Annotated in this window: 21 protein-coding genes and 1 other RNA gene; 15 read left to right on the top strand and 7 right to left on the bottom strand. The window is 63.1% G+C overall.

What is annotated here, in order from left to right:
* The first annotated feature begins 102 nt into the window (after positions 1 to 102).
* The 3 genes from K0F85_RS03760 to K0F85_RS03750 all read left to right on the top strand — a co-directional run bounded on the left by K0F85_RS03760 (position 103) and on the right by K0F85_RS03750 (position 3,614).
* Positions 103 to 1,014 (top strand): LysR family transcriptional regulator, encoded by a 912-nt coding sequence (locus K0F85_RS03760; RefSeq protein WP_219114620.1) that lies wholly within the window; start codon positions 103 to 105, stop codon positions 1,012 to 1,014.
* Positions 1,015 to 1,093: 79 nt separating this feature from the next.
* On the top strand, positions 1,094 to 1,924 hold the full coding sequence (lgt, locus tag K0F85_RS03755; protein ID WP_219114619.1) for a prolipoprotein diacylglyceryl transferase: 831 nt from the start codon (positions 1,094 to 1,096) through the stop codon (positions 1,922 to 1,924).
* A 193-nt stretch (positions 1,925 to 2,117) separates the two neighbouring features.
* Positions 2,118 to 3,614: a GGDEF domain-containing protein gene (locus K0F85_RS03750; protein WP_219114618.1), complete on the top strand. Its 1,497-nt coding sequence runs from the start codon at positions 2,118 to 2,120 to the stop codon at positions 3,612 to 3,614.
* Here K0F85_RS03750 and K0F85_RS03745 read toward each other — a convergent pair.
* The 5 genes from K0F85_RS03745 to K0F85_RS03725 form a co-directional block, all read right to left on the bottom strand.
* Complete coding sequence (locus tag K0F85_RS03745; protein WP_219114617.1) at positions 3,611 to 4,075, bottom strand: EVE domain-containing protein; 465 nt, start codon at positions 4,073 to 4,075, stop codon at positions 3,611 to 3,613. The genes K0F85_RS03750 and K0F85_RS03745 overlap by 4 nt on opposite strands.
* 78 nt (positions 4,076 to 4,153) lie before the next feature.
* Positions 4,154 to 4,331: non-coding RNA, 6S RNA (ssrS, locus tag K0F85_RS03740), on the bottom strand.
* A gap of 54 nt (positions 4,332 to 4,385) precedes the next feature.
* Complete coding sequence (locus K0F85_RS03735) at positions 4,386 to 4,697, bottom strand: cell division protein ZapA (RefSeq protein ID WP_034747344.1); 312 nt, start codon at positions 4,695 to 4,697, stop codon at positions 4,386 to 4,388.
* Positions 4,697 to 4,960, bottom strand: a complete 264-nt coding sequence (locus K0F85_RS03730; RefSeq protein WP_219114991.1) for a DUF904 domain-containing protein — start codon at positions 4,958 to 4,960, stop codon at positions 4,697 to 4,699. Before K0F85_RS03730 ends, K0F85_RS03735 begins: the two co-directional genes overlap by 1 nt.
* 156 nt (positions 4,961 to 5,116) lie before the next feature.
* The gene (locus K0F85_RS03725; protein WP_219114616.1) at positions 5,117 to 5,863 is read right to left on the bottom strand and encodes a hypothetical protein; all 747 of its coding nucleotides are present in this window, start codon (positions 5,861 to 5,863) and stop codon (positions 5,117 to 5,119) included.
* Between the two features lie 526 nt (positions 5,864 to 6,389).
* On the opposite strand from K0F85_RS03725, the gene groES reads away from it, so the two are divergent.
* The 3 genes from groES to K0F85_RS28555 all read left to right on the top strand — a co-directional run bounded on the left by groES (position 6,390) and on the right by K0F85_RS28555 (position 9,103).
* A complete protein-coding gene (groES, locus tag K0F85_RS03720; protein ID WP_010400979.1) occupies positions 6,390 to 6,680 on the top strand; it encodes a co-chaperone GroES in 291 nt (96 codons plus the stop codon).
* A gap of 50 nt (positions 6,681 to 6,730) precedes the next feature.
* On the top strand, positions 6,731 to 8,380 hold the full coding sequence (gene groL, locus K0F85_RS03715; protein WP_010400981.1) for a chaperonin GroEL: 1,650 nt from the start codon (positions 6,731 to 6,733) through the stop codon (positions 8,378 to 8,380).
* 210 nt (positions 8,381 to 8,590) lie between these two features.
* The gene (locus tag K0F85_RS28555) at positions 8,591 to 9,103 is read left to right on the top strand and encodes a hypothetical protein (protein WP_257572509.1); all 513 of its coding nucleotides are present in this window, start codon (positions 8,591 to 8,593) and stop codon (positions 9,101 to 9,103) included.
* A gap of 4 nt (positions 9,104 to 9,107) precedes the next feature.
* Here K0F85_RS28555 and K0F85_RS03705 read toward each other — a convergent pair whose 3' ends face one another.
* Complete coding sequence (locus K0F85_RS03705; RefSeq protein ID WP_219114615.1) at positions 9,108 to 10,370, bottom strand: MFS transporter; 1,263 nt, start codon at positions 10,368 to 10,370, stop codon at positions 9,108 to 9,110.
* A gap of 74 nt (positions 10,371 to 10,444) precedes the next feature.
* On the opposite strand from K0F85_RS03705, the gene K0F85_RS03700 reads away from it, so the two are divergent.
* Together K0F85_RS03700 and K0F85_RS03695 are read left to right on the top strand one after the other, a co-directional pair.
* Positions 10,445 to 11,002, top strand: coding sequence for a GNAT family N-acetyltransferase (locus tag K0F85_RS03700; protein WP_219114614.1), 558 nt, complete (start codon positions 10,445 to 10,447; stop codon positions 11,000 to 11,002).
* An 81-nt stretch (positions 11,003 to 11,083) separates the two neighbouring features.
* Positions 11,084 to 12,658 carry an oligopeptide:H+ symporter gene (locus tag K0F85_RS03695; RefSeq protein ID WP_257572508.1) on the top strand — a complete coding sequence of 525 codons (1,575 nt, stop codon included), beginning with the start codon at positions 11,084 to 11,086 and terminating at the stop codon, positions 12,656 to 12,658.
* Between the two features lie 65 nt (positions 12,659 to 12,723).
* Here the strand turns inward: K0F85_RS03695 and K0F85_RS03690 are convergent, their stop codons facing one another.
* A complete protein-coding gene (locus K0F85_RS03690; RefSeq protein WP_219114613.1) occupies positions 12,724 to 14,367 on the bottom strand; it encodes an alpha-D-glucose phosphate-specific phosphoglucomutase in 1,644 nt (547 codons plus the stop codon).
* 317 nt (positions 14,368 to 14,684) lie between these two features.
* Between K0F85_RS03690 and K0F85_RS03685 the strand changes: the two genes are divergently transcribed.
* The 7 genes from K0F85_RS03685 to K0F85_RS03655 all read left to right on the top strand — a co-directional run.
* Entirely contained in the window at positions 14,685 to 16,946 is a 2,262-nt protein-coding gene (locus K0F85_RS03685; RefSeq protein WP_219114612.1) for a TonB-dependent siderophore receptor, read from the top strand.
* 73 nt (positions 16,947 to 17,019) lie between these two features.
* Entirely contained in the window at positions 17,020 to 17,766 is a 747-nt protein-coding gene (locus tag K0F85_RS03680) for a DUF4198 domain-containing protein (RefSeq protein WP_257572507.1), read from the top strand.
* 38 nt (positions 17,767 to 17,804) lie between these two features.
* Entirely contained in the window at positions 17,805 to 18,116 is a 312-nt protein-coding gene (locus tag K0F85_RS03675; protein ID WP_257572506.1) for a DUF3649 domain-containing protein, read from the top strand.
* Positions 18,113 to 19,735, top strand: a complete 1,623-nt coding sequence (locus K0F85_RS03670; protein ID WP_219114610.1) for a PepSY domain-containing protein — start codon at positions 18,113 to 18,115, stop codon at positions 19,733 to 19,735. The genes K0F85_RS03675 and K0F85_RS03670 overlap by 4 nt, the downstream gene beginning before the upstream one ends.
* Positions 19,735 to 20,088, top strand: a complete 354-nt coding sequence (locus K0F85_RS03665) for a DUF3325 domain-containing protein (RefSeq protein ID WP_257572553.1) — start codon at positions 19,735 to 19,737, stop codon at positions 20,086 to 20,088. The genes K0F85_RS03670 and K0F85_RS03665 overlap by 1 nt, the downstream gene beginning before the upstream one ends.
* Positions 20,089 to 20,099: 11 nt before the next feature.
* Positions 20,100 to 20,642, top strand: coding sequence for a sigma-70 family RNA polymerase sigma factor (locus K0F85_RS03660; protein ID WP_219114608.1), 543 nt, complete (start codon positions 20,100 to 20,102; stop codon positions 20,640 to 20,642).
* Positions 20,639 to 21,247 (top strand): FecR domain-containing protein (locus K0F85_RS03655; RefSeq protein WP_219114607.1); only part of this gene is annotated, 609 nt, incomplete at its 3' end. The genes K0F85_RS03660 and K0F85_RS03655, both read left to right, overlap by 4 nt.

The raw sequence follows: 21,247 nt of genomic DNA, 5'->3' as shown, positions 1-21,247 counted from the left end.
GTACGCCAGATTGCCTTGCGCACGCCCCACTGTCAAATATATGATGCACGTGTCTGTGAGTCGTTTTGCATATCACAGAACTTATTCCACATGGAAACGCATATGAATCTCGAACTGCGCCAGCTGCGCTATTTCGTCACCGTCGCCGAGGAATTGCACTTCGGCCGCGCCGCCTTGCGCCTGCACATGACGCAGCCGCCCCTGTCGCAAACCATCATGGCCCTGGAAGAATTGCTGGGCGCGCCACTGTTCCTGCGCACGCGCCGCGAGGTGCAGCTGACGCCGGCAGGCAGCGCCCTGCTGCCCGAAGCGCGTCGGCTGCTGGCGCAGGCGCTCGATCTACCCGCGCTGGTACGGCGGGCCGCGCAGGGCGCGGCGGGACGCTTGAGCCTGGCGTTTGTCTCCTCGGCCGACTACAGCGTGCTGCCGCCACTGCTGCGCGCTTACCAGGCTGCCTATCCGCAAGTGCAGATTGCCCTGCAAGAAGCCACTTCCGACCTGCAGCTCGATGAATTGCTGGCCGGGCGCACGGATGCGGGCCTGTTGATCCCGCCGTTGCCCGAGAAGGCGAAGGGCGAGCTCGATTATCTGCCCGTGCTGGCCGAACCGCTGGTGCTGGCCGCGCCGTCCGGCCTCGACATCCTGACTGCACCGGGCCCCGTGCGCCTGCGCGACCTGCCCGGCCTGCCTTTGATCATTTTCCCGCGCGCGATTTCTCCCGCCCTGCATGACGCCATCCTCGGCGTGTTCCGCGCGGCCGGCATCACGCCGCAAATCGGCCAGGAAGCGATCCAGATGCAAACCATCGTCAGCCTCGTCTCGGCTGGCATGGGCATCGCGCTTGTGCCACAATCGGTATCGAATCTGATGCGCCCGGGCGTAGAATACAGGCCGCTGCAGGACGCCACGCCACTGGTGGAAACGGGCCTGGCCTGGCGCCGCGACAATCCGTCCGCCGTGCTGCAGGGTTTCCTGGCGCTGTTGCGCAAACAGATCTGCGCTAGCGCCAGTTAAATTAAGTGGCCGCTAAGGCAAAAAACCGCCAGCGCCCCCATACTACGCAACCTTGGCTTTAAACAAAGAAAGAAACCCCATGCTGATACACCCGATGCCCGACCCGATAGCCATCCAGATCGGCCCGCTCGCCGTGCACTGGTACGGCCTGATGTATGTGCTGGCCTTCGCCCTGTTCATTATCCTGGGCCGCGTGCGCATCAAGCAGCCGCATATCGCCGTGCTGGGCTGGAAGAAGGAAGACCTCGATGACATGCTGTTTTACGGCATGCTGGGCGTGGTGATCGGCGGGCGCCTGGGCGAAGTGCTGTTCTACCGCCCCGAATATTTCATGCACAACCCGCTGGAAATCTTCATGGTGTGGCATGGCGGCATGTCCTTCCATGGCGGCTTCCTCGGCGTCATCCTGGCCATGTATCTGTGGAGCCGCAAGGCGGGCCGCAACCTGTTCGACGTGCTCGACTTCATCGCCCCGCTGGTGCCGCTCGGCTATGCTGCCGGCCGCCTGGGCAACTTCATCAATGCCGAACTGCCGGGCCGCATCGCGCCGGAGAGCTTGCCATGGGCCATGCAATGGCCAGGCATCCCGTATCCCGTCCACCCATCGCCCCTCTACCAGATGCTGGTCGACGGCATTCTGGTGTTCATCATCCTGTGGCTGTATGCGCGCAAGCAGCGCCCGCGCATGGCCGTCGGCGCCATGTTCACCCTGCTGTACGGCTGCGCGCGTTTCTTCACGGAATACTTCCGCACGCCGGACTGGGAAGTCGTGTGGCTGGGCGTGCCGATCACGTCGGGCCAGATGCTGTCGCTGCCGATGATCGTCGGCGCCATCGTGCTGCTGGTGTGGGCGTATAAAAGCCAGGTGATGGGCACGCCACCGACCAAGGCCCGCCCGGCCAACACCTAAAACCGCAGTGTTCCCCGATGGTGCGCCAGGCAGGCGCGCCATCCACTCCCCTGGCAACACTTCCCTTAAAGCAACACTGTTTCCTTGCGGAATAGACTTGCTGTTGACATCTGGGTATCATCGTTTTAACGTGCCGCCCGACCAGGGCATGCCACGACGCCACGATAGCGATGCCAACGGGGAGTGCCCTGCCATGCCGCCCGCCAGACGAAAACTGAGAAGCTGGATCGCGCTGGGCGCCTGCTATGTGCTGGCACAACTGGCCTTGACGGCCTGGGCCGGCCCGCACGCCCTGTGGGTGAGCTATGCCTTCAGCATGGCGGCGCCCCTGCTGGCGCTGGCAGCCTGTTGCCGCTGCGCCTACGTCAGCGCGACAGGCGCCGCCAGGACAGGCTGGGCCCTGTTCGCCGTGGCCATGCTGTTCTGGAGCACGGGCATGATATTGTCGGCATGGCAAGACCTGAGCGGACAGGTGGCATCCGACACCACGTATTTTTCCGATTTCGCCTATTTCATGTATGGCGCGCCCCTGCTGCTGGCCATCTCGTCCGTAACGCATGAACATCCCTCGCGCACCCTGCAATGGCTGGACGCCGTGCAGGTGCTGCTGGCGGCCTACCTGGCCTATACGGCCATCTTTTCCGTGTCGCCATTCGAGCAGCACACCATCGCGCCGATTCCCGCCAGCCTGCTGGTACTGACCTATAACGTGGAAAATCTGGCCCTGGCCTGCTGCGCGTCGCTGCGCCTGCTGGCACACCGCCGCGATGGCGAGCAGGGTCGCTTTTACCTGCTGCTGACGGTGTTTTTATGCTGCTACGCCGGCTGCGCGGGCGCGTATAACTATCTGACCTTGCAGGGCGGGGCGCAAGCATGGCGCGAAGTGCTGCCGGGCCTGCCGTTCCTGCTGCTGGCGCTGCTCACCACGCGCGTTCCGACGGCCCAGCACGGGATGGAAGGTCCACAGGCGCAGCAAACCCCGCAAAAGCTGACCTTGCTGATCGACAATTTCAGTCCCATCTTCTTTACGGCCGCCTTGCTGGGTTTGGGCTTTGCCGTCATGCACGCGCATTTCTACCTGGCGGCGGCGTCGCTGTTCGTCGCCCTGCTGGTCCACGCACTGCGCTCTAGCACCCTGCAAAGCCGCTACATGCAAAGCGAACTGGCCTTGCGCGCGGCGCATGACAAGCTGGAAAAGCTGTCGCTGACGGATGGCTTGACGGGTATCGCCAACCGGCGCTGCCTGGACCAGGCGCTGCAGGGCGAATGGCAGCGCGCCACGCGCAACAGCCAGTCACTGGCGCTGCTGATTATCGATATCGATTTCTTCAAAAGCCTCAACGATACCTTCGGCCACCCGTATGGCGACGCTTGCCTGGTGCAGATCGCGGCAGCCCTGCATTCCTCGCTGCCGCGCGCCAGTGATCTGGTGGGACGCTTCGGCGGCGAGGAATTTGCCGCCATCCTGCCCGCCACCGACCGCGCGGGTGCGCTGGCGGTGGCGCAGAAAATGCAGGAAGCGATCGCCGCTGCCGCCATCGCCCAAGCGCCGTCGCGCGGCGGCCTGGTGACGGCCAGTATCGGCCTGGCCTTGCACGACGGCGGACAGACGCCGGCACAATTGCTGGCCGCCGCCGACCGGGCCCTGTACCGGGCCAAGCAGAATGGCCGCAACCGGGTCGAGGGCTAGCTTGCCAGCTTGCCGGTAATGACTTTCCATTGCGCCGGCGTCACGGGCGTGATGGACAAACGGCTGCCCTTCTTCAACAGCAGCATGTCTTCCAGCTCCGGCATCTGGCGCATCTCGGACAGGGGCAGCAGCGCCGTCTTCTTCAGGCCGCGCACGTCGACGCTGATCCAGCGCGGCTGTTCAGGCGTGGCCTTGGCATCGAAATACTTGCCTCCCTCTTCAAACTGGCTGTGATCGGGATACGCGCCGCTGGCCACTTCGGCCACGCCCGCCACGCCCGGCTGCGGGCAGCTCGAGTGATAAAACAGCACGCCATCGCCCGGCTGCATGCCGTCACGCATGAAGTTGCGCGCCTGGTAATTGCGCACCCCAAACCAGGGCATGGTGTGCTGCGGCGCCGCCATCAGGTCGTCGATGCTCACTTCATCGGGTTCGGATTTCATCAGCCAGTATTGTTTCATCTAGACTCCGTTTCAAAGCGACAGACGTAAAAAAACGGTTGCGCATGATGCGGCAACCGTTTTCAGTGCTAGTGCAAATTGGGCCCCGCCTGTGCCGCTATGCCGGCATCCCGAACCAAACGGTTCAAGGTGGTCACGTTAGTTCAATTTCGGGTTCGTCGAACGAGCGACGCTCACTCCCATCAAACAAAATTCGCAACCGATGCGCATAAATGGTTCAAGGAATATATGGCAATCGCGAACACCGCAGGGTAGGCTCAAGTTTACTCCTTTGGCTGCGCATCGCAAAGACAAATCGTCGCGTATGCGCTTAAAAAAGGTTTTCCTGGGGCGTCAGGGCGCTATCCAATACCGTATGCATGGCCGAGATCTTTTGCTTCACTTCCAGTATCGTCAGTTCCGACAGCGGACCTTGCGGCGACTTCACGGAGAGGAATTCCGCGGCGACGCCCAGGGCGGCCAGCACGGCGATGCGGTCATTGCCCTTGACCTTGCCTGCGTCGCGGATGGCTTTCATTTTGCTATCGAGATAGATCGCCGCTTCGCGCAGCGCGCGCTCTTCGCCATCGCGGCACACCATGCTGTAGGACTGGCCCATGATATTGACATCGACACGCGGCATTACGCTTCCTTCTCGTTCTCGGCACTATAGGCGCCCGCTTCCGAAGCGGCTTGCTCCAGACCGGCTTGCACCAGTTCGGGAATTTTTTCCAGCAACGCTTCCACCCGCTCCTGCGCTTCGCGCATGCGTTGCACATACTGCGCGTTCTCGGCGGCCAGCGCGGCATTGTCCTTGCGCAGTTGCGCGTTTTCACGGCGCAGCGCATGGGTCATTTCGGCCAGCAGGCCTATCTTGTCGGATAATTCGTTGAATTCGGAAATCATCCCGCCACTATAGGGCGGACGCTCCATGGGCGTCAATCGAATCACGCCGCTGTCACACATATTTACATCAATGCAGGGCAGTTGGCGGACAATACACGATTTTTCCGGCGCTTTTCGCCAAGTGCGCGCATCTACCAGCGCCGCGATGGCAGCGTTTTACTCGTCGACGTAATCGGCCTCGATATCGAGTCCGCCATAACGGTTTTCGCAAGAGCGGCGCGTCAGCGTCTGTTGTCCGCCCTTGCCGTCCAGCACCATCGTCAAGTCGCGACATGTACGGTGGTAGCTGCCAGGTTTGGCGTCCGTCCGCGAAGGCGTCAGGCGCACTGCCAGCGGCGCCGCATTGCCCAAGCCCTTGTTGCTCCACTGGCGCGTCTTGCCATCCTCTTCCTCTTTCAAAGTGCGCACGGCGGCCGTCAGCAAGGCTTTCTGTTCCTGGGCATTGAGTGTGGCGATGGTGACGTCCGACAGGAAAGGCGGATACACGACGGGCGCCGGGTCCTTGCCCTGCACATCCCAGTTGCCGCTGTTTTGCGAACAGGTGCGCCGGCTCAGGTCCTGCGACTTGCCGCCCGCCGTGACGACGAATTTCAGGTCGCGGCAGACGTGCGCCTTCAGGCTGTGTTCCGTCATGCCGGAATTGCTGAAGTTATACGTGACCTTCACCAGCACGCCGTTGTCGCCACCGTTGTCCCACACATGCGCTTCCTGATCGTCATCATCCTTGTTCAAATCGTTGAACAAGTCATTGAGCAGCATTTTCTTTTCCAGCGGTGTCAGGGTCGCCACGCTGATCTCGTCGACGATGGTGGACGTTTGCGCGGCGGCATTGCCGAGGCAGGCGAAACTGATGACGGTGGCGCCTAGCAGGCGCAGTACGGGACGGGAAACAGGAAATGGCATGGTGTTCTTTCTGGCGCGAATGGTGTTATTGATATGCAATTACAATGATCTTATCAAATTCCATAGTAAAACTTCGTTAGCCATGCGTACCGGAACGCCCTCTCTCCGGACGGCATGCTAGAGTCGCTGCTGTTGCTGACGCCCGGGAACGCGGCTTGCGCTGGCGCAAACCCTGTGCAGATGCAGGCTCTGCTTACCATCCAAGTAGAGGTTTCCGTTGAATAAGCCCTTGAAGTTGCCCCATACCGTCCCTATAATTAGCACTCGTTAGTAGAGAGTGCTAACAAACTCTTTCGTAGCAATCCTCAGGACTGACGGTGCTTGCCAGACCACTGCAGGGAACGCTACGCGGCGGGCGACGCCGCGATGCACACCACTGCCGGATACAGGCAAGGACAGAATGACAGGGGGTTTGCTTGACCGTTGCGGGCTGCTTTCAACGGCGGTCACTGAAAGCACGTCTGGCGCTGTGCCAGGCATGTATTCATTTAGCAACACTTATCCATTGAACTTTAAGGAGTTTTGTATGAATCTGCGCCCATTGAACGATCGCGTCATCGTCAAACGCCTCGACCAGGAAACCAAAACTGCGTCCGGCCTCATCATTCCTGATGCAGCTGCTGAAAAACCGGATCAAGGCGAAGTCCTTGCCGTAGGCAATGGCAAGATTCTCGACGACGGCAAAGTGCGTCCTCTGGATGTCAAAGTGGGCGACCGCGTCCTGTTCGGCAAGTACGCCGGCCAAACCGTCAAAGTTGACGGCGATGAGCTGCTGGTCATGCGCGAAGAAGACATCATGGCGATCGTCGTCAAGTAATTGTTTCCACGTTGTAGACAGATACATCCCGAAACTCAGGAGAATTGAACATGGCAGCTAAAGAAGTAGTATTCGGCGACGCAGCGCGCGCCAAGATGGTCGAAGGCGTCAACATCCTCGCCAACGCAGTCAAAGTCACCTTGGGCCCGAAAGGCCGCAACGTGGTACTGGAGCGCTCGTTCGGCGCCCCTACCGTCACCAAGGATGGTGTCTCGGTAGCGAAAGAAGTTGAACTCAAAGACAAGCTCATGAACATGGGCGCGCAAATGGTCAAGGAAGTTGCTTCCCGCACCAGCGACAACGCCGGCGACGGCACCACCACCGCGACCGTGCTGGCACAAGCCATCGTGCGCGAAGGCATGAAGTTCGTTGCCGCCGGCATGAACCCGATGGACCTGAAGCGCGGTATCGACAAAGCCGTTGCCGCAACGGTCGAAGAACTGGCGAAAATCGCCCGTCCTTGCACCACGACCAAAGAAATCGCCCAAGTTGGCGCGATCTCGGCGAACTCGGACTACTCGATCGGCGAGCGTATCGCTGAAGCGATGGAAAAAGTCGGCAAAGAAGGCGTCATCACGGTAGAAGACGGCAAGTCGCTGAACGACGAGCTGGACATCGTGGAAGGCATGCAGTTCGACCGCGGCTACCTGTCGCCTTACTTCATCAACAACCCAGAGAAGCAAGTTGCCGTACTGGACAGCCCATTCGTCCTGCTGTGCGACAAGAAAATCTCGAACATCCGTGACCTGCTGCCGGTACTGGAACAAGTCGCTAAAGCTGGCCGTCCACTGCTGATCATCGCAGAAGACATCGAAGGCGAAGCGCTGGCCACCCTGGTGGTGAACAACATCCGCGGCATCCTGAAAACTTGCGCAGTGAAAGCACCTGGCTTCGGCGACCGCCGCAAAGCCATGCTGGAAGACATCGCTGTCCTGACCGGCGGCCAAGTCATCGCTGAAGAAGTCGGCCTGACCCTGGAAAAAGTGACCCTGGCCGAACTGGGCCAAGCGAAACGCATCGAAGTGGGCAAAGAAAACACCATCGTTATCGATGGCGCCGGCGAAGCTGCCTCGATCGAAGCACGCGTGAAACAAGTGCGTGTACAGATCGAAGAAGCGACCTCGGACTACGACCGTGAAAAACTGCAAGAGCGCGTGGCCAAACTGGCTGGCGGCGTTGCCGTGATCAAGGTTGGCGCAGCCACCGAAGTCGAAATGAAAGAAAAGAAAGCCCGCGTTGAAGATGCACTGCACGCTACCCGCGCTGCCGTGGAAGAAGGCATCGTGCCTGGCGGCGGCGTAGCCCTGCTGCGCGCACGCGCCAACATCACGGTCAAGGGCGACAATCCTGATCAAGATGCCGGTATCAAGATCGTCCTGCGCGCAATGGAAGAGCCACTGCGCATGATCGTGCAAAACGCTGGCGAAGAAGCTTCGGTCGTCGTGGCAGCCGTACTGGCTGGCACGGGCAACTACGGCTACAACGCTGCCAACGGCACGTATGGCGACATGGTGGAAATGGGCGTTCTGGACCCAGCCAAAGTGACCCGTTCGGCGCTGCAAAACGCCGCTTCGATCGCGTCCCTGATGCTGACAACCGACTGCATGGTCTGCGAAATCGCTGACGACAAAGCAGGCGGCGGCATGGGCGGCGGCATGGGTGGTATGGGCGGCATGGGCGGCATGGACGGCATGATGTAAGGTCCGGCATCCCCGAGCGCCGGCGACGGCGCGCCGGGATGCATTGCCGGGCCAGGACAGGCAGAGCAAAAGCTGCGTGTACTTGCCCGGCAGCCCCGAAAGCTGGCTTCTACGGAAGCTGGCTTTTTTTTCGTCTATGGATTTGGCAAACCCGCTGGCCAAGCCGTTTGGCAAGCCCGGCGATTGCCGGCCTGTGCGTTTTGCTTTAGCATGGCCGCCATCGTCCTTCTTTCTCACGCCACCATCATGCCGCCACGCGCCTCTTCTTCCAAAACTACCATCATCGCCGGCATACTGGCCGGCTTGCTGGCCGCCGGGCTAGTCGCTTTTTACCTGCACCAGCAATCCGCGCCACACACTGGCAATGGCCCTGGCGCCAGCGCCAGCACCGCGGCGCAAGAGCAGAACGCGCGCGCCATCGATGCACTGATGGCTTTGCCGGAAATCAAGGCCTGGTCGGCGCATATCGAAAAAGCGTCGGGCGGCCGCGCCCATGGCGCCGTGATGGAAACGTCGCCGGAAACGCGCCCGGTCGATGGCGTCGCCTGCTATCAGCTGAGCTTTTTCGAAAGCACGCCGGACGCGGCCCACCGCTGGGAAAGCTTTGTCGTGTCGCCAGACGGCAAGCGCATCCTCGTCGACGACATCGTCACAGGTGAGCTGATCAGCCTGGAACAATGGCGCAAGGACAACGCGCCCATGCAGCGCATCGTCACGCAGTAACAGCCTACGCCGGCGCCCCTTGCGGCGCCGCACCGCGCACGCGCCTCACCCACCACACGGTCCACAGCGACAAGCCCGCCGCCAGCCAGCCATTGATGCCATAGCCGCTGATATGGCCGGCCACATCCGTCTGCAGGCTCAAGCCGCCCAACCAGGCGCCCAGGCCGCTGCCCAGGCTTTGCAGGGCCGAATTGGCGCTGAGAAAGGCACCGCGCTTGTGCGGTTCCGGTATCGTCGTCAGCAGCGCCTGCAGCGGTATCGTGCGTCCCGATACCAATGCCATAAAGAAGGGAAACACCAGCATCAGCGCCAGCAACGGCAGTTGGGGCAAGTGCGTCATGAACAGCAACGGTGCGATCGACAGCAGGGCTACCCAGCGGTACACCTGCTGCTTGCCGGCCCGGTCCGCCCAGCGGCCGATCAGGCGTGCCGTGAAGATCGTGGCGCAGCCGCCCGCCAGATAGACCCAGGTGACGTCGGCCGGCGCCAGTCCCATATTGCCCACCAGCACAGGCGAAATGAAGGGAATCACCAGCATGCCCGCTGTCATGTTGACAATCGACAAGGCAAACGCTTCCAGGTGGCGCCGCTCGCGCAGCAGCGCCAGCAACTTCGGCAGCACCTGGCGCAGCGGCGTGGGGGCCGCGCCCATATGCGCCGTCAACGAGGGCAGCACGCGCGCCGCGCCCAGCCAGATCAGCAGCGACAGCACGACCAGCAGGAAAAACGGCGAGGGCCAGCCAAAGTGGGCGGCCAGCACCACGCCGATGGGCACGCCACCCACGGCCGCCATGGCAAACGAGGTCATGACGATGCCGGTGGCCGCGCCGCGCCGCTCGGCCGGGATCACGTCGCCGATGATGGCCATGACGATGGCGCCCAGCACGCCGCCCGTCAGCCCGGCAAAGGCACGCGACCACAGCAACACATGGAAGTTCGGCGCCAGCGCGCAAGCCAGGTTCGACAAGGTGAACAGACAAAACATGGTCAACAGCAGCTTCTTGCGGTCGAAGCGGTCGATATACGTGGCCGCCAGCAAGCCGGACAAGCCCGCGCACCAGGCGTAGGCCGAGACGGCGCCCGAGACGGCGGCCGGGCCAATGTCGAAGGCCCGCATCAACTGGGGCGCCAACGGCATCATCACCATGAAATCCATGATGACGGTAAATTGCGTCAGCGCGAGCAGCCACAGCATCGCGCGCTCGCGGGCCGGGGTCAGAGCCGCGCCAGCGGCAATATCAGGGGAAGGGCTCGGTACAGGTCTCATGCGGCAGATGTTAAGGATGGCGGCGGTGGACGGCAAGGTTTACTTTCCTGCGTCCTGCCCCGATACTCGCCAGCATGCCCTCTTTTTCCATCCGCCACCTCACACCAGACGACGCCAGCGCCTACCACGCGCTGCGCCTGGCCGGCATCGCCGAATTGCCTGCCGCCTTCTGCACCACGCACGCGGCCGAAAGCGGCTTGCCGCTGACACAGATCGGCGAACGCTTGCGCGCCACTCGCCACCAAATAATATTTGGCGCTTTCAACAAGGAACAATTGATCGGCATTGCCGGCCTGCGCCGCGAACCGATCGCCGTCGTGCATGACAAGGCCAGCCTGTGGGGCGTGTATGTCGCGCCGCAGGCGCGCGGGCAAGGCGCGGGACGGCAACTGGTGCAGGCGGCCATCGCGCATGCCTGCGCCATTGCCGAGCTGGGCCGTGTGCGCCTGGCCGTGGCGCAAGACAACCACGCGGCGTTGCCCCTGTATCTCAGTTGCGGTTTTACCCTGGAAGACTGTCCCGCATCGGACGGCATGCTGCAAATGCAACTGTGGCTGCCCCGCCCTGCCCGAGCAAGTGCCGAAAGTAATGTCTTTATGAAAATCAATACCTTACAAATCCCTGCGAAATAGCGGACAGGCCGTTTTTTCTGTTGCAAGCAAACGCGGCAGGCCTTAGCATCGCGGCTTACAAAAAAAACTTGGGGAGAGCCAATGTCATCGGCCGAGACACAAACCGCCTCGGGCAAAATGCCCCGGCAAATACCGTACATCATTGCCAACGAAGGCTGCGAACGCTTCAGCTTTTACGGCATGCGCAACATCCTGACGCCATTCCTCATCAGCACCTTGCTGCTGATGATCCCGATCGACCAGCGCACGGGCGAAGCCAAGCACGTCTTCCACACCTTCGTCATCGGCGTGTATTTCTTCCCGCTGCTGGGCGGCTGGCTGGCCGACCGCTTCTTTGGCAAGTACAACACTATCTTCTGGCTCAGCCTTGTGTATTGCGCCGGCCACGCCTGCCTGGCGCTGTTTGAGAACAGCGTCAACGGCTTCTATTTCGGCCTGTTCCTGATCGCCTTCGGTTCCGGCGGCATCAAGCCGCTGGTGGCCTCGTTTGTCGGCGACCAGTTCGACCAGACCAACAAGCACAAGGCCAAGCTGGTCTTCGACCTGTTCTACTGGATCATCAACTTCGGCTCCTTCTTCGCCTCGCTGCTGATGCCGATGTTCCTGCGCGACTTTGGCCCGTCGATCGCCTTCGGCATCCCAGGCGTCATGATGCTGGCCGCCACCATCGTCTTCTGGATGGGCGCCAAGAAATACGTACACGTGCCACCGGCGCCGCCGAATCCCGATTCGTTTACCCGCGTGGCCCGCACGGCCTTGCTGGCGCGCGTCGATGGGGGTTCGCGTCCGGGCCTGTATGTAGCCTACGTCGGCGTGATCGGCGCCCTGTACGCGTTCTACAGCATTCCCGAATGGGGCTTCGTGATTGCAGCATGTACCGCCCTGGTACTGCTGCTGGCCTTCGGCAGCATCGGCACGGCCATGCAGCTGGAACGCGCGCGCGGCATCCACCCCGACGAAGCCGTCGAAGGCGTGCGCGCCGTGTTGCGCATCCTCGTCATCTTCGCCCTTGTCACGCCGTTCTTCTCGCTGTTCGACCAGAAGGCCTCGACGTGGATCGTGCAAGCGAACACCATGGAAAAACCAAGCTGGTTCCTGCCGGCGCAGATGCAGGCGCTGAACCCGATGCTGGTGATGCTGCTGATCCCGTTCAACAACCTGGTGCTGTACCCGATGCTGAACCGCTTCGGCCTGGAAGCGACGGCCCTGCGCCGCATGACGGCCGGTATCGGCTTTTCCTCGCTGGCCTGGATCGTCATTGGCCTCTTGCAGCTGGCCCTCGACAGCGGCAACGCCGTCTCCATCATGTGGCAGATCCTGCCATACGCCCTGCTGACGTTCGGCGAAGTGCTGGTCTCGGCGACAGGACTGGAGTTTGCATACAGCCAGGCGCCCGTCTCGATGAAGGGCGCCATCATGAGCTTCTGGAATCTGTCGACCACGGTGGGCAATCTGTGGGTGCTGATCGTCAACCGCAGCGTCATGAACGAGGGCGTGATCGGCAAGATCGCCGAGAGCGGCATCAGCGTGACGGCCTTCCAGATGTTCTTCTTCGCCGCCTTTGCCGCCGTCGCCATGCTGGCCTTCGGCCTGTATGCGAAGCGCTACAAGATGGTCGACAACTACCGCCAGGCCGTGGTGCCAGGCAAGGCATGATCTAACAGTATGCTGAGGAAAAGCGCCCACAGAACATCGTGGGCGCTTTTTTTTGCCTGTCCCTGTCAGGTCGTCACCGTCGGCGCAGCGCGCCCCGTGCGCTCGCGTATCTGCGCCACTTTTTGCGCCACGGCGATCAATCCCGCCAGCGCTTCCTGGGTCGGGATGGCGTGCCGGGCAGGATCGGCTTCGTAGTGCTCCAGGTACAGGCGCAGGGTGGCGCCCTCGGTGCCCGTGCCGGACAGGCGCAGCACGATGCGCGCGCCGTCCGTCATGATCAGGCGGATGCCCTGCTGCGTCGCCACGGAGCCGTCGACGGGGTCGGTGTAGCTGAAATCGTCGGCCAGCGCCACTGTGTAGCCATTGACTACCTGGCCGGGCAAGGTGGCCAGCTGGCCGCGCATGGCTTCCATCAGCTGCGCCGCAGCGGCGCTGTCGATGTCTTCGTAATCGTGGCGCGAATAGTAATTGCGGCCATAGGTGGCCCAGTGCGCGCGCACGATCTCTTCCACCGATTGTTTTTTCACCGCCAGCAGATTGAGCCAGAACAGCACGGCCCACAGGCCATCTTTTTCGCGCACGTGGTCCGAGCCCGTGCCGTAGCTTTCCTCGCCGCATAAAGTAGTCATGCCGGCGTCGAGCAGCGTGCCGAAGAACTTCCAGCCCGTCGGCGTCTCGTAACAGGGTATGCCCAGCGCGGCGGCGACGCGGTCGGCCGCGCCGGACGTCGGCATGGAGCGCGCGATACCTTTCAATCCGGCGCGGTAGCCGGGCGCCACGGCGGCGTTGGCGGCCAGGATGGCCAGGCTGTCCGAGGGCGTCACATCGAAGCGCCGGCCGACGATCATGTTGCGGTCGCCGTCGCCGTCCGAGGCGGCGCCGAAGTCCGGCGCCTCATTGTCTCCATCTCCGGCGGCCATGATGGCGATCAATTCCTGCGCGTTGACCGGATTCGGGTCGGGATGGCCGCCGCCGAAGTCTTCCAGGGGCACGCCGTTGATGACGCTGCCCTTGGGTGCGCCCAGCATGTCTTCCAGGATGGCCGTCGCATACGGGCCGGAAACGGCGTGCATGCCGTCAAAGCAGATGCGCAGCCCGCCCGCAAACAGGGCGCGGATGGCGTCGAAATCGAACAGCTGCTGCATCAGTTCCGCGTAGTCAAGAACCGGATCGATCACCTCGACCGTCATCTGCTCGATACGCACGGTGCCCAGGGCATCGAGGTCGATGTCGGCAACGTCGCTGATGCGGTATTCGCTGATAGTTTGTGTGCGCGCATACATGGCTTCCGTCACCATCTCGGGCGCCGGGCCGCCATTGGCGATGTTGTACTTGATGCCGAAATCGCCATCGGGGCCACCGGGATTATGGCTGGCCGACAAGATGATGCCGCCACTGGCGCCATGCTTGCGGATGACGCAGCTGACGGCCGGCGTCGACAGGATGCCGCCCTTGCCCAGCAGCACGCGCGCATAGCCATGCGCGGCCGCCATGCGCAGCACCGTCTGGATCGCCGCGCGGTTGTAGTAACGCCCGTCGCCGCCCAGCACCAGGGTCTGGCCGCGGCAGTCGCCGAGGGTGTCAAAAACGCTCTGCACGAAGTTTTCCAGGTATTGCGGTGCGCTGAAGACAGCTACCTTCTTGCGCAGGCCCGAGGTGCCGGGCCGCTGGCCGGCAATCGGCGCGGTATTGATGAGTTGAATAGCCATCTTGCCTCCTTGTTAACTTCCCATGGTAACGCATGCCAGGCCAGCGGCAAAGCGCTGTACGCCTGCCACGGTGCGGTAAACCGCTTAAGCTGGCTGCACGCCATGGTGTACCTCGCTCTTGCATGTCTCGCAACCCCACACTATAATAAGAATAGTTCTCATTCACATTTAAACTCCCGCTAGAGTCTGCACGCGATTGCCTGACTGGTGCGCGGATGGATGACACGCTGCGCCAGCCAGGCAAGACCGCCAAGCAAGCCTCCCAAACTAAAAATGCCAGCCGCTCAACGGTGGGTACACGAGAAGAAGGATGTTTCATGGCGCGAGCACATTCGCTGGCCGGTATCGCTACCGGTCCGTTTTCCCCACCCGTTGGCCACATCGCCCTGCGTCCGCTGGCCGTCGCCGTGCATTCCGCCTTGCTGACGGCAGCGCTGGGCGCCGGCTCGGCACTGGCCGCCGATGCGCCCACAAAACCCGATGAAACGACATTGAGCGAGATCAAGGTAGTGGGCCAGCAAGACCAGGCATCGACCGAGCACACGGGTTCCTACACGACAAAACAAATGGCCACGGCCACGCGCATGGGCCTGTCGATCCGCGAAACGCCGCAATCGATCTCCGTGGTGACGCGCCAGCGCATGGACGACATGGGCCTGAACAGCCTGGCAGAGGTGCTGGTGCAGTCGACGGGCGTGACGGTGCAGGAAAACGATAGCGAACGCACCAACTTTTCGGCGCGCGGCTTTTCCATCGGCAACTACCAGATCGATGGCGTCGCCGTCAATTCCGGGTCAAATGCGCTGTTTGACACGGCCATCTATGACCGCATCGAAATCGTGCGCGGCGCCACGGGCCTGGTCAGCGGCAATGGCGATCCGTCAGCCACCATCAATATGATGCACAAGCGTCCCGGCAAGGACTTCGCCGCCTCGGCCGGCCTGACGGTGGGTTCCTGGAACAAGGTCCGTCTGGAAGGCGACATCAGCTCGCCATTGAATGCGGACGGCAGCATCCGCGGGCGCGTCGTCGTCGCGGGCCAGAACCGCCATTCCTATATGGACCTGTACAAGGAACGCAAGCTGGTGGGCGCCGTCATCGTCGAGGCGGACCTGACGCCTGCAACGTTGCTGACGGCCGGTATCGACTACCAGAAAAATACGCCGAAGGGCACGAGCTGGGGCACCACGCCGCTGTTCTTCTCTGATGGCACGCCCGCCAACATGCCCCGCTCGTTCAACATGGCCGCCAAGTGGAGCAGCTGGGAGCGCGAATTCGAAAACAAGTACGTCTACCTCGAACACCGCTTCGCCAACGACTGGAAGATCAAGGCAGCCTACGGGCGACTGGACAGCTCCTCGAACGGCAAGCTGTTCTACGGCGGCAGCGGCTATCCGAAACGCGACGGCAGCGGCCTGGAAGTCTGGAGCGGCGCCTTCCCCTACGATGAAAAGCAGGACAACTTCGACCTGTCGGCCAACGGCACCTTCCCCCTGTTCGGCCGCCAGCACGACCTGGTGCTGGGCGTGAACGGCTGGAAGCGCGTCGGCACGACGAATGAAACCTTGCTGCCCGATCCGCTGCCGTTCGCCACCACCATCCCCGACTTCCGCAACTGGACGGGCGACGTACCCGAGCCGGCGCTCACGCGCACGGGTGCGCGCGACGTCGCCACCACCAAACAGTCCGGTGCCTTCATCGCCACGCGCATCAATGTCACGGACAGCTTCAAGGTGCTGGCCGGCGCGCGCGTTTCCAGGTGGGAAACGTATAACGACCGATACGATACCCAGGGCCGTTTTGTGAAACGCAGCTCCGCCTACAAGACGGACGATGTCGTCACGCCATATGCGGGCTTGGTGCTCGATGTGAGCAAGAGCACTTCGCTGTACGCTAGCTATACGGACCTGTTCAAGCCGCAAAACCTGAAGGACAAGAACAACGCATTCCTCGACCCGATCACGGGCAGCAACGTGGAAGCGGGCGTGAAGAGCGACTTCTTCGAAGGCGCCGTGAACGCCTCGTTCGCCGTGTATGAAGCCAAGCAGGACAACCTGGGCGAGGAAGACAGATCGGTGCCGCTGACCTTTGTGCTGCCGGACGGCAGCCGCCCCTATGTCTCGACGGGCAAGGGCACGAAAAGCCGCGGCTACGAGGCGGAAGTGTCGGGCAGCCCCATAAGCGGCTGGCAGCTGTTCGCCGGCTACACGCACAGCAAATCCAAGACGGGCAAGGGCGTGCTGACCAACACCATCCAGCCGACCAACATGCTGCGCGTCTCGACCACCTACCGCCTGCCGGGCCAGCTACACAATCTCACCATCGGCGGCGGCTTGAACTGGCAGAACGAAATCTGGACGATGGCCACCCTGCCGAACAAAAGCAAAATCCGGGTCAGCCAGGGCAGCTACGTGCTGGCCAACCTGATGGCGCGCTACCAGATCAGCCCGAAACTCTCGGCCAGCCTGAATGTCAACAACCTGTTCGACAAGACGTATTTCCGCCGCGTGGGTTTCTATAACGGCGGCTATTACGGCGAACCGCGCAACGTGGCGCTGAACCTGCGCTACCAGTACTGATGCATCGCAGGCCGCTGTCCCCCGGGAGCGCGGCCGCTTTTTCCATTTCACATAAGAAGATAAGGGATACACCATGCACCTCACTTCCATCGCACGCCTCGGCGTACTCGCCACCGCCCTGCTGGGCGCGGCCCTCGTTTCCGGCACGGCCAGCGCGCACCAGATCTGGCTGCAGCAGGACGGCAAGGCGGCCAGCGTGTATTTCGGCGAATTCGGCGACAACCTGCGCGAAGCGTCGCCCGGCCTGCTGGACAAGTTCAGCATCAAGAACGTGACATGGATCTCGGCCAAGGGCGCGCAGCCGCTGCAGGCGAGCAAGACGGCCGGCGCGTTCGTCCTGAATGGCAAGGTGGGTGCCGGCGAAAGCATCATCGTCGAGGAAGACAATTACCCGTCGTGGGAAGAAAAGAAGGATGGCAAGAGCACGCGCAGCGTATGGATTCCGGCCGCGCGCCTGGTCGCCGACGGCAAGGCGCAAGCGCCCGCGCTGACGCTGGACCTGGTGCCGACCGGCCAACCAGGCCAGTTCCAGGTCAGCTACCAGGGCAAGCCGCTGGCGCAAGCCAAGGTCAACGCCGTGGTGCAATCGGGCTGGGGCAAGGAAGCGTGGAGCGATGCGCAAGGCCTGGTCAGCTTCCCGCTGCCATGGCAAGGTACCTATGTGCTGGAAGTACAGCACACGGACAAGACAGCCGGCCAGCGCGGCGCGCAAGCCTATGACCAGGCCATGTTCGTGACCACCCTGAGCCTGGTGCAGCCGCAAGGCGCGACGCCGCTGCCGGCCGGCCCGGCCCTGCCACCGAGCAAGGATCACGACTGACCATGCAAGCGCACGCGAATAGTGAAACCACTGAAAAAATGCCGCGTCTGCGCCTCTCAGCAGGCGCCGTCTACCGCCTCGGCGTGGCTTCGCGCAGCGTGGCGGCCATCGTTGGCGGCTACGTGCTGGCAGCGCTGCTCACCATGCTGCTGTCGGTCAGCCTGCCCATGGCCCGTTCCGAAGCCGTCATGACGGCCACCCTGCTGTCGTTTGCCATCTACACCTGCGCCGTGATGTGGGTCTTCGCCACGCGCAGCGCCCTGCGCGCCTGGCTCGGCCTGTTAATCCCCGCCGCCGTCATCGCCGCCATCCTGCAGTCGATGGACGCACTATCCTGGAGTCTCGCATGAAAGAAGGTTTCCGCCAGTCGATGGCATGGCTGCACACCTGGTCCGGCCTGCTCGTCTGCTGGATCTTGCTGCTGGTGTTTTGCGCCGGCACGGCCAGCTACTACCGCAATGAAATCACCTTGTGGATGCAGCCCGAACTGCATGGCGCCGCCGCCAGCAAGGTGAGCACAGAAGAAGCGGCCAGGGTCGCGCAGCGGGCGATGCAGGAGCGCGCCACCGGCGCCACGCGCTGGTTCATCAGCCTGCCCGGCGAGCGCAATCCCGCCACGCAGCTGGGTTGGAGCAAGCCGTCGAAGCCCGGCGAAAAGAAGCGCGGACGGCGCGGCAATTTTCATAGCGAAAAAGCCGACCCGGCCACGGGCGAGGTGCTGTCGAAGCCGCGCGAGACGCGGGGCGGCGAATTCCTCTACCGCCTGCATTTCGACCTGCACTACATGTCGGCCATCTGGGGCCGCTGGATCGTGGGTGTCTGCGCCATGTTCATGTTCGTCTCCATCATCAGCGGCATCGTCACGCACAAGCGCATCTTCAAGGACCTGTTTACCTTCCGGCCGAAAAAGGGCCAGCGCTCGTGGCTCGACGCGCACAACGTGACGGCCGTGCTGGCCCTGCCCTACCACATCATGATCACCTACACGGGCCTGGTCACCCTGATGTTCCTGTACATGCCGTCCGGCGCCACGGCTGCCTACAAGGGCGACCAGGATGCCTTCTTCGCCGAAGCGTTTCCCGGCCGCTCGGGCGACAGCAAGCCGGCCGGCGTGGCCGCGCCCCTGACGCCGCTCGCGCCCCTGGTGCGCCAGGCGGAACAGCGGTGGGGCGGCAAGGTCGAGCGCATCTCCGTGAATCACCCGGGCGACGCGAATGCCACCGTGACGCTGTCGCGCGCGGGTGGACGCGACATGTCGTCGAAGCAGCCGTCGATGGAATTCGATGGTATTTCCGGCAAGCTGCTGTCGACCGATGGCGACGCGCAGCCCGGCGCGGCCGCCACGCACGGCGTGATGGTAGGCCTGCACATCGCGCATTTCGGCGGACCACTGCTGCGCGCCCTGTTCTTCCTCTCCGGCCTGGCCGGCTGCGCCATGGTCGCCACGGGCGCCCTGCTGTGGGCCGTCAAGACGCGCCAGAAGCAAGCCAAGGCGCTGGCCGCCGGCAAGCGCGCCAGCTTCGGCCTGCGCCTGGTCGAGGCACTCAACATCGGCGCCATCGCCGGCATGCCGATCGCCTTCGGCGCCTACTTCTGGGCCAACCGCCTGCTGTCGGTAACGATGGAAGAGCGGCCGAAAGAGGAAATCGCCTGCTTCTTCGGCGCCTGGGCACTGGCCGCCATCATCGCCCAGCTGCGCCCGTCACGCGCCATGTGGCGCATGCAACTGGCCGCCGGCGCCTTCCTGCTGGCATCGTTGCCCGTGCTGAACGTCTTCACCACAGGGTCACACCTGGGCGTGACCCTGTTCCTCGGTCGCGGCCCCGTGGCGGTGGCCGCCTTCGACCTGGTGGTGCTGGTGCTGGGTCTGGGCCTCGCATATGCGGCGTTGAAGTTAAAACCGCTGCCCGTGAAGGCGGCCAAAACCACACCCGCCGCCAAGCCGGCGACGACGATGGAGGCCGCGTGATGGAGCTGTTAGCCAATTTCCTTGTCTTTGCCCTGTGCTATGCGGGCCTGTCGTCGCTGTGCCTGGCGATGGATCGCCACTACGCCGACCTGCACGGGCGCGGCGCCGAACCGCCCGCGCCGCTGCGCCGTCGTTTGCAGTGGGCCGGCTGGCTGGCGCTGGCAGCCGCCCTGGCCTGGGCCATGCACATCGCCGGCGGCGGCTATGGCCTGGTCTACTGGGTCGGCAGCCTGACGGGCTGCGGCTTGCTACTGATCTGGCTGCTGCCCTACGCGCCGCACCAGGCCATGCGCCTGGCGCGCATGATCGGCGTGGCGGCCTTGCTGGCAGCCGTCGCGCTGGCAGTGCTGTAACCATCGTGGCCATGCCGGACAGTCCGTTTGCGCCCTCGCTCCTGCTGCGCACGCAGCTGGAAAGCCACTACCGCGCACACCACGGCTGGCTGGCGCACTGGCTGCAGCGGCGCCTGGGCAATGCTGCCGAGGCAGCCGACCTGATGCAGGACACCTTCGCGCGCCTGCTGGCCGGCGCGCCATTGCAGCCGCAAACGCCGGCCCTGCGCGCACCGAAGGCTTACCTGGCGACCGTCGCCAAACACCTGCTGATCAACCACTTGCGCCGCCAGTCGCTGGAACGCGCGTGGCTGGCCGCGCTCGCCGCCCTGCCCGAACAGCATATGCCATCGACGGAGCAGCGCGCGCAAATTCTGCAGGCGCTGCAAGCGGTCGATGCCATGCTCGATGGCTTGAAACCGAAGGTGCGCGCCGTCTTCATCCTGGCGCAGATCGAAGGTCATGCGTATGCGGACATCGCCGCGCAGCTGGGTATCGGCGAACGCTCTGTGAAGCGTTACATGGCCGAGGCGCTGACCGAATGCGTGCTGCTGGCGCCGGACCTGCCGGCATGAGCGCCGCTGCTCGGCTATATCCTCCGCTGTCGCGCAAGGTGGCGCGCCAGGCCGTCGAATGGTATTTGCTGGAGCAGTCGGGCCAGGCCACACAGGATGACCTAGCGGCGTCGGCCCAATGGCGCGCGCGCGACCCTGAACATGCGCGCGCCTGGAGCAAGGTGCAACAGGTCGGCCAAACGGCCAGCCTGCTGCCGCCGGCGCTGGCCGTGCCCGTGCTGCGCCGGCCGCAGCGCCGCGTGGCAGTGCAGGTACTGCTGGCACTGATGGCGACGCCCGCCGCCTGGCTGCTGTTGCGCCATGAGATGCTGGCCGACTACCGCAGCGGCGTGGGCGAACGGCGTGGAGTGTCCTTGCCCGATGGCGGCACGCTGGTGCTCAACACAGACAGCGCCGTCGATGTGGCGTATGGCGCCGATGAGCGTTTGCTGACGCTGCGCCGCGGCGAAGTATTGGTGCAGACGCGCCCAGACCACGCGGGCATCCGCCCCTTCATCATCGCCACCTGCCATGGCCGCATCCGCGCGCTGGGCACGCGCTTCACCGTGCGCGTCGACGACGACAGCAGCCGCGTGACAGTGCTTGAACACGCGGTGGAAATCACG

The sequence above is a fragment of the Janthinobacterium sp. UMAB-56 genome, from assembly GCF_900095265.1.
Taxonomy (GTDB): domain Bacteria; phylum Pseudomonadota; class Gammaproteobacteria; order Burkholderiales; family Burkholderiaceae_D; genus Janthinobacterium.
This window is presented reverse-complemented; position numbering and strand designations above follow the sequence as displayed.

Bases quoted from the DNA above. Each gene is read 5' to 3' on its own strand.
- K0F85_RS03760 (WP_219114620.1), top strand. From the start codon at position 103: ATGAATCTCGAACTGCGCCAGCTGCGCTATTTCGTCACCGTCGCCGAG.
- lgt (WP_219114619.1), top strand. From the start codon at position 1,094: ATGCTGATACACCCGATGCCCGACCCGATAGCCATCCAGATCGGCCCG.
- K0F85_RS03750 (WP_219114618.1), top strand. From the start codon at position 2,118: ATGCCGCCCGCCAGACGAAAACTGAGAAGCTGGATCGCGCTGGGCGCC.
- K0F85_RS03745 (WP_219114617.1), bottom strand. From the start codon at position 4,075: ATGAAACAATACTGGCTGATGAAATCCGAACCCGATGAAGTGAGCATC.
- K0F85_RS03735 (WP_034747344.1), bottom strand. From the start codon at position 4,697: ATGCCGCGTGTCGATGTCAATATCATGGGCCAGTCCTACAGCATGGTG.
- K0F85_RS03730 (WP_219114991.1), bottom strand. From the start codon at position 4,960: ATGATTTCCGAATTCAACGAATTATCCGACAAGATAGGCCTGCTGGCC.
- K0F85_RS03725 (WP_219114616.1), bottom strand. From the start codon at position 5,863: ATGCCATTTCCTGTTTCCCGTCCCGTACTGCGCCTGCTAGGCGCCACC.
- groES (WP_010400979.1), top strand. From the start codon at position 6,390: ATGAATCTGCGCCCATTGAACGATCGCGTCATCGTCAAACGCCTCGAC.
- groL (WP_010400981.1), top strand. From the start codon at position 6,731: ATGGCAGCTAAAGAAGTAGTATTCGGCGACGCAGCGCGCGCCAAGATG.
- K0F85_RS28555 (WP_257572509.1), top strand. From the start codon at position 8,591: ATGGCCGCCATCGTCCTTCTTTCTCACGCCACCATCATGCCGCCACGC.
- K0F85_RS03705 (WP_219114615.1), bottom strand. From the start codon at position 10,370: ATGAGACCTGTACCGAGCCCTTCCCCTGATATTGCCGCTGGCGCGGCT.
- K0F85_RS03700 (WP_219114614.1), top strand. From the start codon at position 10,445: ATGCCCTCTTTTTCCATCCGCCACCTCACACCAGACGACGCCAGCGCC.
- K0F85_RS03695 (WP_257572508.1), top strand. From the start codon at position 11,084: ATGTCATCGGCCGAGACACAAACCGCCTCGGGCAAAATGCCCCGGCAA.
- K0F85_RS03690 (WP_219114613.1), bottom strand. From the start codon at position 14,367: ATGGCTATTCAACTCATCAATACCGCGCCGATTGCCGGCCAGCGGCCC.
- K0F85_RS03685 (WP_219114612.1), top strand. From the start codon at position 14,685: ATGGCGCGAGCACATTCGCTGGCCGGTATCGCTACCGGTCCGTTTTCC.
- K0F85_RS03680 (WP_257572507.1), top strand. From the start codon at position 17,020: ATGCACCTCACTTCCATCGCACGCCTCGGCGTACTCGCCACCGCCCTG.
- K0F85_RS03675 (WP_257572506.1), top strand. From the start codon at position 17,805: ATGCCGCGTCTGCGCCTCTCAGCAGGCGCCGTCTACCGCCTCGGCGTG.
- K0F85_RS03670 (WP_219114610.1), top strand. From the start codon at position 18,113: ATGAAAGAAGGTTTCCGCCAGTCGATGGCATGGCTGCACACCTGGTCC.
- K0F85_RS03665 (WP_257572553.1), top strand. From the start codon at position 19,735: ATGGAGCTGTTAGCCAATTTCCTTGTCTTTGCCCTGTGCTATGCGGGC.
- K0F85_RS03660 (WP_219114608.1), top strand. From the start codon at position 20,100: ATGCCGGACAGTCCGTTTGCGCCCTCGCTCCTGCTGCGCACGCAGCTG.